Genomic DNA, 17,089 nt, shown 5'->3' with positions numbered 1-17,089 from the left:
GGAATGACACTGTCGTTAGTTAAAGGCCAGAAAGCGGATCTAACCAAAAATGTTCCCTCGCTTAACCGCGTTATCGTCGGCATGGGGTGGCAGCCGAGCTCCGGGGTCGACGTGGATTTCTCGGCATTCTTGCTGCAAGCGAACGGGAAAGTAAGCTCCGATCACGATCTGATCTTCTATTCCAATCCTTCCGGCGCCGGCGGCGCGGTCGTACTGTCAGGCGATAAGGGGAAGGAATACGAAGGTCGGACGGATCGCGAGCAAGTCGATATACGGCTTAACGATATACCCAAGGAAATACAACGAATCGCTTTCTCCCTCACGATTCATGAAGGAGTGAAGCGCAAGCAGAATTTCTCGCTCGCGAAGGATGCCTACATTAGGGTTGTCGACGAGGCTGCGGGCAAGGAGCTTGTTAGGTATTCCCTAGGCAACGAATTCCCCGTCGAGACGGCGATCGTCGTCGGAGAAATATATCGGCACAACGGGGAATGGAAAGTCAGCGCGATCGGATCCGGCTATTCCGGAGGTTTGGCTGCTTTATGCGCAAGCTTCGGCATCGACGTGCGGGAAGAAGAGCGGTCGTCTCACTCGGGTTCCCAGCAGTCGGCGACGGGACAAGCTCCTCCCGCCGAAGCCCCTCCGGTACAGCCGATTCGATTGGACAAAATCGAACTGCGAAAAAAAGGCGAAGTCATTAACCTGCAGAAAAATTCGAGCGGAGGTTCGCTCGGTGAAATCTTGATTAATCTGAACTGGAATCGCAAGAAACCGGGGGGATTGTTCAAGACTTCCGCGGGGATCGATCTGGATCTCGGATGTCTCTTCGAACTGAAGGACGGTTCGAAAGGCGGCGTTCAGGCGCTAGGCAACGCATTCGGCAATTTCCAACGCGCGCCCTACGTTTCGCTGGATGGAGACGATCGGACGGGAGCGTTGGCCGGCGGCGAGAATCTGCGCATTAACGGAGCAAGAGTAGCCGAGATCGAGAGAATCGTTGTCTTCGCGTTCATATACGAAGGAATCGCCAATTGGTCGGACGCGGATGCCGTCGTTACCGTGAAGCAAACGGGCGGGCCGGATATCGTCGTCCGGATGGACGAGTACAACTATAGCAAGGGCCTGTGCGCGATCGCGATGATTAAGAACGTTAGCGACCAGACGTTCAGCATCGAGAGGCTGGTGCGGTTTTTCGACGACCAGCAGGAATTGGACAAAGCCTATCAATGGAACTTGCGCTGGGTAAAAGGGCGCAAGTAGACTTTGCATAAATCTGGCTATACCTTCAGGAGGATTAACATGAACGACTTTTTTCAAAGTTTCATAGACAATTTCTCGAGTTTCTTTAATTGGGAGCATTTGTCGTCCATTCTCGCCGAACCTTCCACCTGGGGCATTATCGGGACGCTAGTCGTATTGGAAGGCTTGCTTTCCGCGGATAATGCGCTCGTGCTGGCGGTTATGGTAAGGCATCTGCCGAAACAACAACAAAAGAAAGCCTTATTCTACGGAATTATCGGAGCTTATATTTTCAGGTTCCTGGCGATCGGGATCGGAACTTATTTGGTCAAGATTACCTGGATCAAGGTGGCCGGCGGGCTGTACTTGCTCTGGATCGCGCTTAGCAACTTGTTCAATCTGGAGTTCGCGATGATGCGGGTCGGAGGCGTACCGTTGCTTCCTTATATTCGCCGCAAAGGCGAAGAAGAAGGCGACGGGGAAGTCCAGAACAAAGTGCTCGGCTTCTGGAAGACGGTGCTTGCCGTCGAATTGATGGATATCGCCTTCAGTATCGATAGCGTTCTCGCCGCGTTCGGCGTTAGCGAAGAAGTATGGGTGTTGTTCCTCGGAGGTATTCTCGGGGTGCTTATGATGCGCGGAGTCGCTCAGCTGTTCCTGAAGCTGATCGAGAAATTCCCGGAACTCGAGAAAGCGGCGTTCATCCTGATCGTCGTAATCGGCGCGAAGATGATTGCCGGAGCATTCGATTTCGAAGTTCCGCACGTCGTGTTCTTCCCGCTGTTGATCGCGATCTTCGTAGGCACGATAATCTACAGCGCGGTCAGAAGAAAAAATACGCAGTCGCAGCAATCGGCTTCGAAATCCGCTTAACGGCTTGATACCGGAATATCCCTCATAGAACCGTGAGGGATATTTTTAAATATTGCGGTAAAGCGGTCGCGCAAAGGAGGTGACATTCGGTGAGGTATTTCGATTATTTGACGCCGGAGCAGGAGAGGGAGATTTTTCATTATCTCCCCACCGAGTTCAGTAACCGAGACGACAAGGAACTGCTTGCCTACGCCGTAGGAGCGGCTCTGTACATGCCCGCGACTAGGCCGTCGATCGCCGAGGATATCGTGGCCCGGAAAATCAAAGGCCTCGCCTCCGTCGTGATCGACCTGGAGGATGCGGTTGGGGATATGCAGGTCGAGCTGGCGGAGCTTCGCCTCCTCGAGACGTTGGACAAGCTGCAAGTCTACGTGAATAGAGGAACGCTGGAGGCTAAAGATTTGCCCTTGATCTTCGTTCGCGTAAGATCCGCAAAGCAATTCGAACGTCTGCTCTCGCAGTTGGAGGAGCAGTTGCCGCTCGTTACGGGCTTTGCTTTTCCGAAGTTCACGGCGAGCGGCGGGGAGGCGTACTTCCGTATTCTGGACGGATATAACAAGACGAGAGCCGAAGGTGCGCCCCTCCTGTACGGAATGCCGATACTGGAAACGTCGGAGGTCATCTACCGGGAGAGCCGGTTGAGCACGTTACTCGACATTCAAGCGTTGCTGACGGAATATAAGCACTACGTGCTTAACGTACGTATCGGGGCAACCGATTTCTCGAGTATTTTCGGCTTGCGGCGCAGTCCCGACATGACGATCTACGATATCGGAGTCATTCGGGATTGCGTGACGGATATTCTGAATATTTTCGGACGGGAAAACAATCGTTTCGTCGTCTCGGGTCCGGTATGGGAGTACTTCAAGAGCGACAGGGTGCTTAAGCCTCAATTGAGGCAGACTCCGTTCTCGGAAGCGATGGGCAAAGACGGCCTGAGGTTGCGCATGTCCTATATCGACCGTTACGTCGACGGATTGATCCGGGAAGTCGCGTACGATAAAGAGAACGGTATCGTCGGGAAGACGATTATCCATCCTTCCCATCTGCAGCCGGTTCAAGCCATGTACGTCGTCACGCACGAAGAGTATATCGACGCGATGAGCATCATCTCGAATAGTACGGGCGAACATGGCGTCATGAAAAGCGAGTACGAGAACAAAATGAACGAAATTAAACCGCATCTGAACTGGTCCAACCGGATCGTTCATCGATCGAAAGTGTTCGGGGTGTTACATGACAAACATAACTTCACCTGTCTGCTCGCCGAAGAGCAGCGGACGGGAGCGCTTGTATAAGATCGCGGACGGGCTGGAGGTCGGCGTGAGCGTCGTCGCGAACCCGTACGGAATCGGGTTGGACCGGTTGTTCGGCATGGCGGCCAGAATCAACAAGAAACGCGCGTTCTTATTCGTCAGCAAGCTGCTCGGCAAGCATATCGCGGTGCATCCGGCGTTATCGCTGGCGTCGGGCGCGCTTCTCGGCGATCTCTATTCAAGGTTAGTGCTTCATAGGCAAGCCGAGGTGAGCGCGGAGCAGATGCAAGAGGCTATCGACGATCGGCATCGGGCGGACGAGCTCTATAGCCGATTAATGGCGAACAAGATAAAGCTGGAGGAGCCGACTTTGTTCATCGGCTTCGCCGAGACGGCGACGGCCCTCGGACATAGCATGTTCGAAGCTTTCGAAGGGAGCGCCGCCTACTTGCATACGACGCGGGAGACGGTCGGCGGACAGGAGCCGCTCATACAGTTCGAGGAAGAGCATTCGCATGCGACGGCTCACCGTTGTTACGTCCGCGACGAGGATCTATTCCGCAAAGCGAGCAAAGTCGTGCTCGTTGATGATGAGATTACGACAGGCCGAACGTCGCTTAACATTATCAAGGAATTGCATGAAGCTTTCGGACATCGGGATTTCGTCGTGGCAAGCTTGCTGGATTGGCGATCCGCGGAAGACCGTGAAAGTTTCGCGGCTCTGGAACAGGAGCTAGGTATCGGGATTCGCTGCCTGGCGCTCGTGGAAGGCGTTATCGAGGTCAAGGGCTCCCCGGTCGCGGAGAAAGCCGCAGTGAATTCAGCTCCCGATGTAACAGATGACTTCGTGATCCGCAAGCTCGACGTCTCCCGGTTGTTCAAGCATCGGGAAGGGGACGACGAGCCTGCCTACTTATGGCATACGGGCAGATTCGGTATCGAGGCAAGCGAGGGAGATTCGCTGAAGCGGGAAGTCGAGCTGGCGGCGGCCGAACTGGCCGCGCACCGGACTAGCCGGCGCTCCGTATGCATCGGCACGGGCGAGTTTATGTACGTGCCGATGCGCATCGCGGCATTAATGGGAGAAGGTGTCGTCTTTCAGTCGACGACCCGCAGCCCGATCCATCCATTGCGCGATGAAAGCTACGCGATTACCTCCGCTTATCGCTTCGATTCCGTGGACGACGCGGAGGTGCCGAATTTCGTCTATAATATCGAGCCCGGTCAGTATGACGAAGCCTTTGTTTTCGTCGAACGGGAGTATACCGCCGCGCAAGGCGACTCTTTCGAATCTACACTTTCCCGTCTTGGGATACCTGTCGTTCATTTGGTCGTCTTCGGTATTGCGGACGGCGCTTCGGAGGTGACCGCATGAAAGAAACGCGATTAGAAAACAACCTTCTCGCGACCCCGGTTCCGATGGGAAGCTATCGGAGCGAGGACGTCGTTTTCCTGTTGAAGGACCTGAGCTCGGTCGACTTGGAGAGAGGAACGGAAGACCGCGAGGAAGCGATTCAGAACGGAACGCACTACTCGGAGATGTTGCCGGTCGAATATCGGCCGTCGGAGGAATATATCCGTTTGTTCCATGATACGCTGCGAACGACCGCGCGACAGGTGGCCGAAGCGGTCGCCGTCGTGGCCGAGCAGATCATGGCGAAAAGAAGAGGGGATAACCTCGTTCTCGCGTCGCTTGCCAGGGCGGGAACGCCGATCGGCGTGTTGATCAAGCGTTACATCCGGACGCATAGTAATTTGAATCCTCCGCATTATGGCATATCGATCATTCGCGGCAAGGGCATCGACGAGAATGCCTTGAAATACATGCTGCGGGAACACCCCGGCGCCGACATCCAGTTCGTGGACGGCTGGACGGGCAAGGGCGCGATCCGCAAGGTGCTCATCCAGGCTTGCGCCAAGTTCGAGCGCGATTACGGCGTGCGGCTGAACGACGATCTGGCCGTGCTGGCGGATCCCGGATGCTGCTCCGCGACTTACGGCACACGCGATGATTTCCTCATCCCGAGCGCCTGCTTGAACTCCACGGTTTCGGGATTGATCAGTCGCACCGTGCTTCGCGATGACTTGATCGGACCGAACGATTACCACGGAGCCAAGTATTACAAGGAATGGGCGGAGGAAGATCTATCGAACGGCTACGTCGACGCGATCGCCGAGCATTTCGAATCCGTGCGGGAAGCCGCGCGCGCTCAAGCTTTATCGCTGCTGGCACGCGAGGAAGATCCCGTTACTTGGAAAGGCGAGCAAGATATCCGCAGAATTCAGAGCGATTTCGGAATCGCGGATATTAACTTGGTGAAACCGGGAGTCGGGGAGACGACGCGCGTGTTGTTGCGCAGGGTTCCGTGGAAAATCCTCGTCGACGACTTGAACAATCCGAATCTGGCACCGATTTTGTTGCTCGCGAAAGACCGCGGAGTTCCCGTAGAGGAATATGCGGATCTGACTTATTCGTGCTGCGGCATCATCAAACCGTTGAAAGAGGTAATCTCATGATCTTCGCTTGCGATCTGGACCGGACGCTTATCTATTCGCGGAACTCGATGGGGACCATCGATCCCGCGGCGCTTGTCCCCGTCGAGATTTACGACGGGAAGGAGCATTCGTTCGTTACCCGCGACGTATACGCAAGCTTGCGGATGCTCGGCGAACGCATGCTCTTCGTACCCGCGACCACGAGAACGCACGAGCAATATCGGAGGGTTCACGGCATTAGCGAAGGGCTTAGCCCTCGGTATGCGATCGTTAGCAACGGAGGCAAGGTATTGAAGGATGGCATGCCGGATGCGGACTGGGAACGCGAGGTTCGAACGGCACTGCGCGACGGTTGCGCGCCCGGCGATGAGGTTTCCGAGCGGTTCATCGGGCTCGCCAACGAAGGTTTGGCTCTGCGGGCCAGCTATTGCGACGAATTGTTCTACGCCTACGTCTTGGACATGGAACGACTAGAAGAAGGGTTCATGACGGAACTGGAGACGATGCTGCAAGGCCTCGGATGGAGCAGTTCGCTTCAAGGCCGCAAATTGTACCTCGTTCCCGACCCGGTGAGCAAAGGCGCGGCCGTCCGCTACGTAAAGGAGCTCGCCGGCTCGTCGATCGTGTTCGCGGCCGGAGATAGCCTGCTCGACGAATGCATGCTTGCGGTCGCCGACCAAGCTATGGCTCCTTGTCACGGCGAGCTCTATCGCAAGTATGGCTCGCATGGCCATATCCGATTTACGGAAAGCTCGGGAATCCGGGCTTCCGAAGAAATCATAAATGCGTTGCTGAAACGGATGGAGGTAAGCGCGGCGATATGACGAACATTTATTTTAACCGCTGGTTTTCCGTGGCTTACCACTATATGAACATGATTCGCGATAACCCGGACGGAGAAAGCTTCCGCTTCTATGGAACTCATCCGGACGTGAACCATCTTTCCTTGCAGGCTTGCGACCATGCGGAGCAGGAACCGTCATTGCAGGGTGGGGAATACGTCGATTATGCTTTAGACTTCTGTCGCCGCAACGAGATCGACGTGTTCATCCCTCGGCTGAAGATGTTGGAGATCGCGAAGGAGATCGGGCGGTTCGATGCGATCGGTACGAAGGTGATGGTATGCCGGGACGTCGAACTGCTGGAGAGCATGATGGAGAAAGAGCTCTTCTACGAACGGCTTCAAGGCTCGGACGTCGTTCCGATTCCCGAATACGAGACGGCCGAGACGCCGGAGCAATTCCGGTCGGGATACGAGAAACTCGCAGAACAAGGACATCGCGTCTGCTTCAAGCCGACGAACGCGGAAGGCGGCATGGGCTTCCGGATCATCGACAACGATCTGGATCCGTTGGCCGGTCTATACGGTTACGTAAGCTCATCTATTTCTTTCGAGCAGGCTTATGACGCGCTTTCCCGGGTCGAGAGGTTTCCGAAGCTCATGGTCATGGAGCTGTTGGAGGACGAGGAGTATTCCATCGATTGCTTGGCGGATTCCGCAGGCGGACTGCTGACGGCTATCCCGAGGAGGAAAGCCGCCGGACGCGTCTACACGCTGGATGCCGTTCCCGAGCTTCTGGAGATCGCCCGGGGTATCGCCGACAAGTTCCGCATTCCTTACGTGTACAACATTCAAGTCAAGTACAACAAAGGCGTGCCGAAGCTATTGGAGATTAATCCGAGAATGTCCGGGGGTTTGTACATTACTTGCCTAAGCGGGGTGAACATGCCTTACTTGGCCGTACAAGAAATACTGGGCAAGCGTACGGATACGCCCGTTCCCCGCTATGGAGTCAGGGCCAGTTATATCGAGCATCCTATCGTGCTAGCCGATCTGAGGTAACGGGTTCGCGAAATAATTGACGGGAGCTAGCGAAAACCCTAAACTAAAATCAAAAGATCGTTCGACAGGAGGTACGCATAACTTGCTTCGTTCCAAATGGGGGCTTGCCTCCGTCCTAATCGGATATGTTGCCGGGCTTATCGTTTCCAAATTTCTTTCCGTCCCGATCGCGCTAATCTTCCCGGTGCTAGGTACTCTTCTCGGCTCCACGATTCGCCAAGCCGAGCTCAAAGTGGCCAAGCTGGCCGCCGAGCGGGAAGCCGCGAATAACGCCCAAGGTAATCCGAACGGCCAACGCATCAACGTGCCCGAGAATGCCGGCAGCGGCTTTAGCGGCGCAAGCCCAAGCCAATCCGGCAGTGCGCTTAATTTAGGAGCTCCCGGCAATCGCCATGCCGCCGCCGAGCCCCAGGCTGCCAGGGCTCCAAGCCTCGGCCCCGAATGGGATTCGGTAATCGAATACATCGGGACGATCGAGGACATGGTGCTGCTCGAAGGGGAGAAGAACAATCTCGACAACGAGATCGTTCAGCGTACTTTATCGTTGCTCGTCCGGTTGAACCGGGTTATCCCGCAGCTCGTCGACTTCAATAACGGCGATATCAACCATAAGATCCAGCGCCTCGTGCTGAAGGATCTGAACGGTACGATCACGCCGTTCATTCATCTAAGCGGGGAAGCCAAGCGGCAAAATCGCCGGATATTATTGAACAGCTTGAAGGACATCGACAGTCAGATTACGACATACACGAGCTTTATCGAACAGAAGGACTTGCTGGAATTGAAGAACAAAGCCGAGCTCATTCACCAGCGCTACGGCGCGGGCAACTAATCTTACGAGGAGGATTCACGCATGAGTACGCAAGCCATTCTGCTCAAGGACACAGACACAGCCAAGGTTCAACAGGAAGCGCAAGCCACGATTCAACGAATATCATCCACCGATGCCACCCAACTGGATTCCCTGATGGACGAAATCGGAAGAATGGGCCAGAAAACGATGGAGAAGGCAGGGGCTAACCTGACGTTGCTCGAACGTCCCCTGAACGATCTTCTTACCGGTAAACGGTCCGAAATCGCCGGCAACATCATGAAGCTACGCAACGAGGTCGACGATCTGAACCGGAGCAAGGATCTTTCGCTGATGCAGAAAATTCTTCGCAAGACGCCGCTCAAAAATTACATCATGAAATATCAATCGGTCAGAACGAACGTTCAAGCGATCATCTCCAGCCTGCGCAATGGCAAGGACACGCTGGAAGAGAACATCGTGCACATGCGCAACTTGAAGCAAATGTGCCTGCAAGAAATGTACAACGTGCAGCAACGGATCGAACTGGGTAACCAATTGAAGGTGCTGTTCGAGCAAGAGATCGCCAAACCGGAAAATGAAGGCCGCAAAACGCAATTGGAGCGCGGATTGCGCAAAGTCGTAACGCGCATTCAATCGTTGACCGAGATGATCATGCTGTACCAGCAAGCGATCGCCGGTTCCGATATCATTAACGACAACAACGATAAGCTGATCGATTCCGTCGATGCGACCATCGACAAGACGCAGCATCTGATTACCGTATCCGCGATGATCGCGACGGCTCTCGACGACCAGATGAAGGTTATCGACGCCGTGAACGCAACGAACGATATGCTCGGCAAGCAGTTCGCGGAGAACGCGCGCATGTTGAACGAGACGACGGAGAAAACGACGCAAGCGATGACGAGATCGGCGATGTCGATCGAGCAGATCAACCAAGCGATGAACGATCTAACGCAAGCGATCACGCGTTGCGAAGAGTCCAACCGTACGATTATCGCATCCGCGACCGAGCAAACGACTCGCATGCAAGAGATCAATAAACAGATGGGCGCGAGACTGGGTCTGAATCCGGGCACTTCTTCCGCGACGCCCGCGGCTCTCCAACAGCCTGAAGTAACTAGATTATTGGACTAATTCGCGTTTATTTATTTAGCTCCCGGGTCATCCGGGAGCTATTTTAATAGGTACGGGCTGTAGCATTTCATCGTCATATTTGCTCTTAGCGCCGGATAAACTACGGTAACGTTCGGAATCCGGTAGGCGAGAGAGGATGGTCCGACTTGATCATGAGCTGGATTGCGGGATTGATCATACTGTTCCTGATCATCGCTGCGAGCAGCGAGCGCGCGGAATCGATCATGGAGCTTATCGAGGAGCAAGCTAGCTAAGTCAGCCAGGCGCTCCATTCATTTCCCAAAAGGAGCCCGATTTGGTACTATACGAATAAAGGAACTAGACGCCCGGGAGGGGAAGCCGGCTTGGATTTTACTTATGAAATCTTGGATCCTGCCACGATCAACGTCCGGTTGAATTACGGGGGAGAATGGTTCGATTTTAATTTATTCCATAAGCATGGCGAATGGATTCTTCATCCGTTCGATGCGAGTTTGCTAGGGAATCCGGACATGTGCCGGCTTGTCGTCGCGGACTTGCTTTCGAATAAGCCTTTCCAGGTTATGCTGGCGAAAGAGCGAATAATGCTCTCGCATCTGCGGACGTCCGTTGACGTGTCCGGGGACGGTGACGGCCGGGATCGGATCCGCGGTGGGCGCCTTGGAGAAGAAGCCGAGCCTTCGGCGGAATTGGACAAGCCTGACGAGCTAGAGGAATGGATCGCTAGCCGTACCTTAGAGGAAATCTTGGCCGGCGAGCTTCAGGCTATGGAGGACAAGCTGGCATTTTACAACAAGCTGCTTCAGCGGATGTTCTACGAGAATCTGGGACCCGGAGATGCGGAGTTCGATCGGATTCAAGAGATTTCCCGCATTTATAAAGATGCTGTCGCTAGATTTAGAGACTTGAAACTTTAACGGCCTAAACGATATGGGGGATTAATCGATGAAACACGAAGTGATGTACCAGGGAGCGTTCGCTCTGCTTAAACTCCAAATGAACCCAGGCGAAGTCGTAAAGGCGGAGTCTGGAGCAATGGTATCCATGTCTCCGAACGTCGACGTCAAGGGCACGATGGACGGAGGAATCATGGCAGGGCTAGGTCGGATGCTGAGCGGAGAGACATTTTTCTTCCAGGAGCTTTCGGCGAACCGCGGAGGCGGGGAAGTGCTGCTGGCACCGAAGTCCATGGGAGATATTCAAGCCGTCGAACTGGACGGAAGCTACAGTCTATACGTGCAGAAGGACGGATTCTTGGCTGGGACAAGCGGGATTAACGTAAACACGAAAATGCAAAATCTTAGCCGCGGGCTATTGTCGGGCGAAGGATTCTTCATCATCGAGATCAGCGGGCAGGGTACCGTGTTCTTGGCATCTTACGGTTCTATCCATGCGATCAATCTCGAGCCGGGGGAAGAACGCATCGTCGACAACGGACATCTGGTCGCATGGCCTAACTACGTGAACTATACGGTCGAGAAAGCTTCCAAAGGCTGGTTATCCAGTCTTACGAGCGGCGAGGGAATCGTATGCCGGTTCCGCGGCGAAGGAATCGTCCTTATCCAAACCCGTAATCCGGCCGGCTTCGGGAGTTGGATTAAGAAATTCCTTCCGGGCGGACGCTAACCGAACGGATTTTGCGAATTTTCTGTGAATGGCGAGCAGACGCGCTAGTTTTTGTTATAATAGGGCTTATAGCGGTTCACAGAGAAGAGGTGCAGGCCGATGGATATGCAGCACGCCGCGGGCAGGGGAATTCCCGTAATCTCCTATGAGCAAATGTTCGAGCACTACAAAGATAGAATTTTCAGCTTCGCTTGGAAAATCCTGCGAAGCAAGATGGATAGCGAAGAGGCCGTGCAAGAGACGTTCCTGAAGCTATACGTGAACTTCGAGAGGCTTGATCCGGCAGGATCGGTATCCTCTCTTATCTTCACGACGGCCAAGAACATCTGCATCGACATTCTGCGTAAGAGAAAGACGAAGCTTTCCTTGTCTCATCCGATGATGAAGCACGAAGGCTGGGAAGATCAAGCGGGGGCGCTTGAAGGCATGCATCCGGAAGAAGCCCTGCTCGTCAAGGAAGCTTCCGAAAGCTTGCTGGTAGCGATCCGCAAGCTTCCTAAGGCTTATCGTCTCATGGTTTACCAACGTTACGTGCTCGATCTGTCGATGGAAGAGATCGTGGAGATCAATAACGTGAAGATGAACACGGTGAAGTCCAGACTGAAGCGCGGTCGGGATATGCTGAAGAAGTCATTGGAAAAAGGTTAACGAAAAGCCGAGAAACGACGGAGTTTGCTCCGACATTTCCCGGCTTTTTTCATACGGTCAGATGGGGAACGACCAGTCCGCCGTAGATGAAGGCGCATAAGATGACCAACGCCGGATGAATCTTGCGTTTCTCCATCGCCCAGAGCGCTACCGCGGCGATGATGAGCGCTTGCCATATTCCAAGCGATTGGATGGACGTGCGGCCCATCTGCCAGGTCAGGATTAGCATGAGTATGGCGATGACCGGTTGCACGAGCAGCGTCATGCCCTTGACGACGGACGACTGCCGATAGCGCTGCATCATTCGCAGAAGCAGGATCAAGGCGACGGCAGACGGGACGACGGTCGCGATTAAAGCCACCAAAGCCCCGATAACTCCGGCGACGTCGTATCCGACGAAGGCCGCGATTTTCGTCGCGATCGGTCCGGGAAGCGTATTGCCCAGAGCGAGAATGTTGGAAAACTGGTGGTCCGACGTCCAGCCGTAATGAGTGACGACTTCTTGATACGTAAGCGGAATCGAAGCCGGACCTCCGCCATAGCCGAGCACGTTGGAGACGAAGAAACCAAGCAAGAGGTGGATCAGATCGTTCATTGGGCGTCTCCTCCGGGTTTCCGCGATTTGTTCGCTTTCAGGCGTTCGACGAACCGGAAGTGAACGGCCCCGTAGGCTAGGAAGAGTACGATGACGATAGCGGGATGAACCGCGAGCAGTTGGAGCAACGCGAACGAGATGCCGCAGAAGACGACGACCATCCACTTGCCTAGACCTTTGTAGGCCCGTTTGACGAACTCGTAAGCCATTACGCCCAGCATGACGGAGATAACGGGCATGACGGCGACGATCATGCCCTGCACGACGTCGGAATTGCTTAAGTAGTCCACGAAGGAGAGGAGGGCAATCATCGCGATGGCGGAAGGCACGATATGGGCTAGGACGGAGAGAATCGATCCGAGAATGCCTTTCTGGCGGTAACCGAGGTAGGCCGCCATCTTCGTTGCGATCGGCCCGGGAAGCGCGTTGGCAATCGCCAGAATTTCGCCGAATTCTTCATCGTCCATCCAGCGGTATTTAGTTACGGCTTCGTAGCGGATTAGCGGGATAACGGACGGTCCTCCGCCGTACCCGAGAACGCCCGTCTTTCCCATTGCCCATGCAAGCTGAGCGTATTGGCGGTCTATCGTGCTGGTGGCCATGCTTATAACCTCATTCCCATGCGGCTCTTATACCGGTTGATCAAGATTTGGCAGTCGACGCCGATAACGCCCGGAAGCTTATAAAGCTTCTCGTTGAGGAACGTTTCCATTTCTTTGTTGTTCATGAACAGACCGTGCATATGCAGCTTGCTCGGCCCCGTCATGTGATACAGGCTTGTTACCGCAGGCTCCTCGGCCAACGCGTCCGCTACGCTCTGCAGGCTCTTCGGTTCGACTTCGACGTTAAAGAAAGCAGATACGGTAATGCCTATTTTCTCCGGATTAATGACCGCGGCGAACCGTTCGATGACGCCCTCGTCCAGCAGGGCGTTGATCCGTTGCTGGATCGCTACGCGGGATAAGCCGATATCCTTGGCGAGCTCGGTGTAGGAAATTCTTCCGTTGGCATTCAAAGTCTTAATGATCCTGCGATCGATATCGTCGATGGAAATCATAGGTTAGTCCTCCCTGCATCAGATCTAGGATGGTTGCAAAACGAATGGCAATTATTCGTTTTGATTTCAATATGTAATAATATATTCGTAATTCATTACGAAATCAACAAAATAACCTTAGTGCAATGGAATCGTGCATGCTCCATGGGCTAAGGTTTCGTCGTTTATCCAATCATGAGGATGTCCCTGATTTCCTGTTCCGTCAGCGTCGATAATGCCTCTTCGCCGGGTTGGATGATTTCGTCTACGAGATTTCTTTTGCGCTGCTGGAGCGCGTACATCTTCTCTTCCACGGTGCCTTGGGTGATGAGCCTCAGCACGTGAACGACGTTTTTCTGTCCCATCCGATGGGCCCTGTCGGCGGCTTGCTGCTCCACGGCGGGGTTCCACCAAAGATCGTAGAGGATGACGGTATCCGCGCCGGTGAGGTTAAGTCCGGTTCCTCCGGCTTTTAACGAGATCAGGAACAGGTCGCGTTCGCCCCCGTTGAACTTATCGCATAATTCCACGCGTTCCGAGGCGGGCGTATTCCCGTCCAAGTAGAAGAAGGGGATTCCCTCTAGGCCGAGCTCCCGCCCGATGAGCTTCAGCATTTCCGTGAACTGGGAAAATACGAGCACGCGCTTGCCGGCTTGGCGGCACTCCTCGACGATCTCCATCAGCTGTTCGAACTTCGCGGAGCTCCCTTCGTAACCTTCGGAGAACAACGCCGGATGGCAGCAAATCTGGCGAAGGCGGGTGAGTCCGGCGAGAATGCGGATGCGGTTCTTGTTGAAGCCGTCTTCGTCCAGATGCTTCAAGGTTTCCTTCTGCAGCTTCGCCAGATAGGCCAAGTAAAGTTTCTTCTGTTCGGGAAGCAGCTCGGTCGCTTGGATGGACTCGATTTTCTCCGGCAGCTCGGCGAGCACGTCGGTCTTGAGCCTCCGCAAGAGGAACGGGCGGATCCGCTTGGAGATCGTTTCCCGCGACAGCTCGGCGAATGCTTTGCGATCTTGGAACAATTCGGGGAATACGGCGTCGTAGATCGACCATAATTCCTCTATGCCGTTTTCCACCGGCGTGCCGGTAAGGGCGAAGCGATGCCTGGCCTGCAAGCTTTTTACCGCTTGGGCGGTTTGCGTTGCGTAGTTCTTGAATGCCTGAGCTTCGTCCAAGATCAGCGTATGGAACGATAGACCCGCGTACTCCTCGACGTCTCGGCGAAGCAAAGGATAAGAGGTAATCAAGACATCCGTATCGCCAAGCTGCTTCAGGGCAAGCGAGCGCTCGGATTTATTGCCGTCGGCAATAGCTACGCGGACTTCCGGCGCGAAGCGGCCGAGTTCATTTCGCCAGTTGTACATAAGCGAAGCGGGGCAGACGATGATCGCCGGCAACTGCCCGCTCCTGATCTCGGGCAGGACGGAGACGAGGAAGGCGATGCTTTGCAGCGTTTTCCCCAAGCCCATGTCGTCCGCCAATATTCCGCCGAAACGGTAATGGGCAAGCGTCTTTAGCCATTGGAAGCCGAATTTCTGGTAGTCCCGCAGAATGGGGGTCAAGCCGCTAGGCACTTCGAAGTCGAGACTTTCCGGGTTGCGGATATGTTCCAGTAGCTTGCGAAATTCCTTGCTGAGCTTGACGGAAGAGCTTTGCCGGTCGGCATCGACGAAGTGCAACCCCCGAACGACGGGGAGGCGGAAGTCCGTTCCTTCGATATCAGCTTGTCGGGCCCCGATCTCGTTCATGAAGCGCAGAATTTCCTGATAATCCGCGCTTTCTAGGGGCACTAGCGCCCCGTTGGGCAATTTATAATATTTGCGTTTGTCGGAGAGAGATTTGATCAGACCGCGGATTTCCTTCTCCGGAATGCCTTCCAGCTCGAACTTGCAATCCAGCCAATCCGTCCGCTCGTCCACGTCCACTTTGATTCTGACGGGAGCTTGCCCGACGTGAAGCCTGGCTTTCACGGCCGTAGTCGCGTATACCTGAAGCAGTTTCTCGAGCTGAGGTACGATCCGATATAGAAACTCGTACTGACCTTCCTCGTCGTCCATGAAATAGCCGCTCTCTGTTTTGGCGAAGCCGCCTAGGTCCATAAGTTCCAGTATACGCGCTTCCTGGTCGCCGTCGCGCATAAGAATGCGGTCGCTTCCGCGCGACCTTCCGCCGCTTTCCAGCGGGTTAACTACGATATCCCCGTAATGAAATTCCAATCCCGCCAGTAGCCTGTCCCTTACCCGATCGAGATAAAGCTTGGCTTTTAGGGGTAACTGCAGTACCTTGGCGGATACTTCTTGGGAAACATGAACTTTTCCGAGCTTCATAAGGCCCGGGATGACCTGCTCCATGAACGGTTCCATCTGTTCGGGGGCGATCCGGACCTGACTCCTGTGCGATTGATCGAGCATATGCTTGAGCTCCGAAAGGCGCCGACATCGGTCGGGCGACACCTTAAGTAGCTTGCCTTCGTTAAGGACGCAGCCGTAAGACTCCATCACCGTCAATCGCTCCAAGCCTTGAACCTCAAGCCGGTAACCGGCTTCGGTCTCTAGCGGCGACTGATCGAAATCGAAGCGCAGCGGCAGAGGCTCGTCGGAAAGCCGGATTCCTTCATAGACGACTTGATCGTGTTCCAGCTTGACGAGCGTGTCCGGGGAGAGGAGCGGAACGATCGCTTCCCATGCGGCGGGAGGAATAAGCAACATTCTTTCGCCGCAGGTCGGGCTTGCATGCGCCGAGTAGATGCTGGAGGTTTCGCGATACATCTTCTCATGGTGATGAACGAGAATCAGTTGAAGCAATAACGAATCGTTGTTGTCGCTAAAGCTATGCAGACTCGGGTCGTACAGGAAATGCTTGGAGAAAGGATAAGCTTCCCCCTTGTCGACCCGTTCGAGGAACTCCCTGATTTTCTGCACGATGTATAATCTTTTCGGCCCGACCTTCAATTCGACCCCGAACATAGATTTCCGGTAAGCGTACGGGAACACGCTGAACGTGAACTCAATGTCCAACATTTCCCGCGAATCGAATCGTTTTTGCTTCCGGCTTAACCGAGATGGTTTATTGCTGAAAAGATCCAGCATTCCGTTCGTTAGACTGGCATCCGAAGCGCGTTCGTCCGCGGGGAACCGGGAGGCGACGGAAGAGAAGCGCTGAGTCAATTGTCCCGTCTTTCCTATGCTTCGCAAGTTATCGTTATCGTCCAGTTTGTAAGAGTGGGAGCGCACGGGCGATCTTCCCGAGTTCTGGATATCGTGTATGGCGATCAGCGCGGCCGCGATATGTTTGCAATATTTATCGTAGGAGTCCAGCGAAGGGCAACTGCACCGAGCATCCACATCCCCGTCGCGATCGATTCGTATTCGAACGGAATATCCGATGGGATTGCCGGAGATCGCGGCCCGATATTCGCAGGCCTCCGAATCGAAATCGGTTATAGACACTTTGCCCGACCGATAATAGGCTTCTCCCCGTTCGTAAGAGTACGGACCGCACAGCAGTTTGATTACCCGTTTGGTCAATTGGAAGCTCATGCGTTAAT

At 54.4% G+C, this 17,089-nt stretch carries 16 protein-coding genes; 12 read left to right on the top strand and 4 right to left on the bottom strand.

Features of this window, described 5'->3' with window-relative positions; genetic code table 11:
* The first annotated feature begins 3 nt into the window (after positions 1-3).
* From D7Z26_RS20915 to D7Z26_RS20860, 12 genes are all read left to right on the top strand, one after another.
* Complete coding sequence (locus tag D7Z26_RS20915) at positions 4-1,260, top strand: TerD family protein (protein ID WP_120978976.1); 1,257 nt, start codon at positions 4-6, stop codon at positions 1,258-1,260.
* A gap of 39 nt (positions 1,261-1,299) precedes the next feature.
* Positions 1,300-2,112, top strand: coding sequence for a TerC family protein (locus D7Z26_RS20910; protein WP_120978975.1), 813 nt, complete (start codon positions 1,300-1,302; stop codon positions 2,110-2,112).
* Between the two features lie 89 nt (positions 2,113-2,201).
* Positions 2,202-3,410: an HpcH/HpaI aldolase/citrate lyase family protein gene (locus tag D7Z26_RS20905; protein ID WP_120978974.1), complete on the top strand. Its 1,209-nt coding sequence runs from the start codon at positions 2,202-2,204 to the stop codon at positions 3,408-3,410.
* On the top strand, positions 3,349-4,743 hold the full coding sequence (locus D7Z26_RS20900) for a phosphoribosyltransferase family protein (protein ID WP_120978973.1): 1,395 nt from the start codon (positions 3,349-3,351) through the stop codon (positions 4,741-4,743). Before D7Z26_RS20905 ends, D7Z26_RS20900 begins: the two co-directional genes overlap by 62 nt.
* The gene (locus tag D7Z26_RS20895) at positions 4,740-5,885 is read left to right on the top strand and encodes a cysteine protease StiP family protein (RefSeq protein ID WP_120978972.1); all 1,146 of its coding nucleotides are present in this window, start codon (positions 4,740-4,742) and stop codon (positions 5,883-5,885) included. Before D7Z26_RS20900 ends, D7Z26_RS20895 begins: the two co-directional genes overlap by 4 nt.
* Entirely contained in the window at positions 5,882-6,688 is an 807-nt protein-coding gene (locus tag D7Z26_RS20890; RefSeq protein WP_120978971.1) for an HAD family hydrolase, read from the top strand. The genes D7Z26_RS20895 and D7Z26_RS20890 overlap by 4 nt, the downstream gene beginning before the upstream one ends.
* The gene (locus D7Z26_RS20885) at positions 6,685-7,707 is read left to right on the top strand and encodes an ATP-grasp domain-containing protein (RefSeq protein WP_120978970.1); all 1,023 of its coding nucleotides are present in this window, start codon (positions 6,685-6,687) and stop codon (positions 7,705-7,707) included. Before D7Z26_RS20890 ends, D7Z26_RS20885 begins: the two co-directional genes overlap by 4 nt.
* Positions 7,708-7,789: 82 nt before the next feature.
* On the top strand, positions 7,790-8,539 hold the full coding sequence (locus D7Z26_RS20880; protein WP_120978969.1) for a hypothetical protein: 750 nt from the start codon (positions 7,790-7,792) through the stop codon (positions 8,537-8,539).
* Between the two features lie 21 nt (positions 8,540-8,560).
* On the top strand, positions 8,561-9,658 hold the full coding sequence (locus tag D7Z26_RS20875; RefSeq protein ID WP_120978968.1) for a toxic anion resistance protein: 1,098 nt from the start codon (positions 8,561-8,563) through the stop codon (positions 9,656-9,658).
* Between the two features lie 344 nt (positions 9,659-10,002).
* Entirely contained in the window at positions 10,003-10,554 is a 552-nt protein-coding gene (locus D7Z26_RS20870) for a hypothetical protein (RefSeq protein ID WP_120978967.1), read from the top strand.
* Positions 10,555-10,582: 28 nt separating this feature from the next.
* Complete coding sequence (locus D7Z26_RS20865) at positions 10,583-11,263, top strand: TIGR00266 family protein (protein WP_120978966.1); 681 nt, start codon at positions 10,583-10,585, stop codon at positions 11,261-11,263.
* 99 nt (positions 11,264-11,362) lie between these two features.
* A complete protein-coding gene (locus D7Z26_RS20860) occupies positions 11,363-11,911 on the top strand; it encodes an RNA polymerase sigma factor (protein ID WP_120978965.1) in 549 nt (182 codons plus the stop codon).
* Positions 11,912-11,960: 49 nt separating this feature from the next.
* Here the strand turns inward: D7Z26_RS20860 and D7Z26_RS20855 are convergent, their stop codons facing one another.
* The 4 genes from D7Z26_RS20855 to D7Z26_RS20840 all read right to left on the bottom strand — a co-directional run bounded on the left by D7Z26_RS20855 (position 11,961) and on the right by D7Z26_RS20840 (position 17,081).
* Positions 11,961-12,506, bottom strand: coding sequence for a chromate transporter (locus D7Z26_RS20855; protein ID WP_120978964.1), 546 nt, complete (start codon positions 12,504-12,506; stop codon positions 11,961-11,963).
* On the bottom strand, positions 12,503-13,108 hold the full coding sequence (locus tag D7Z26_RS20850; protein ID WP_120978963.1) for a chromate transporter: 606 nt from the start codon (positions 13,106-13,108) through the stop codon (positions 12,503-12,505). Before D7Z26_RS20850 ends, D7Z26_RS20855 begins: the two co-directional genes overlap by 4 nt.
* A 2-nt stretch (positions 13,109-13,110) precedes the next feature.
* Positions 13,111-13,563, bottom strand: a complete 453-nt coding sequence (locus D7Z26_RS20845) for an Lrp/AsnC family transcriptional regulator (protein ID WP_120978962.1) — start codon at positions 13,561-13,563, stop codon at positions 13,111-13,113.
* Between the two features lie 164 nt (positions 13,564-13,727).
* Positions 13,728-17,081, bottom strand: coding sequence for a DEAD/DEAH box helicase (locus D7Z26_RS20840; RefSeq protein ID WP_120978961.1), 3,354 nt, complete (start codon positions 17,079-17,081; stop codon positions 13,728-13,730).
* Positions 17,082-17,089: the final 8 nt, after the last annotated feature.

This window comes from Cohnella endophytica (assembly GCF_003628305.1).
Taxonomy (GTDB): Bacteria; Bacillota; Bacilli; order Paenibacillales; family Paenibacillaceae; genus Cohnella; species Cohnella endophytica.
Note: the sequence above shows the minus strand (reverse complement) of the source record. Positions and strands in the feature narration are given on the sequence as shown.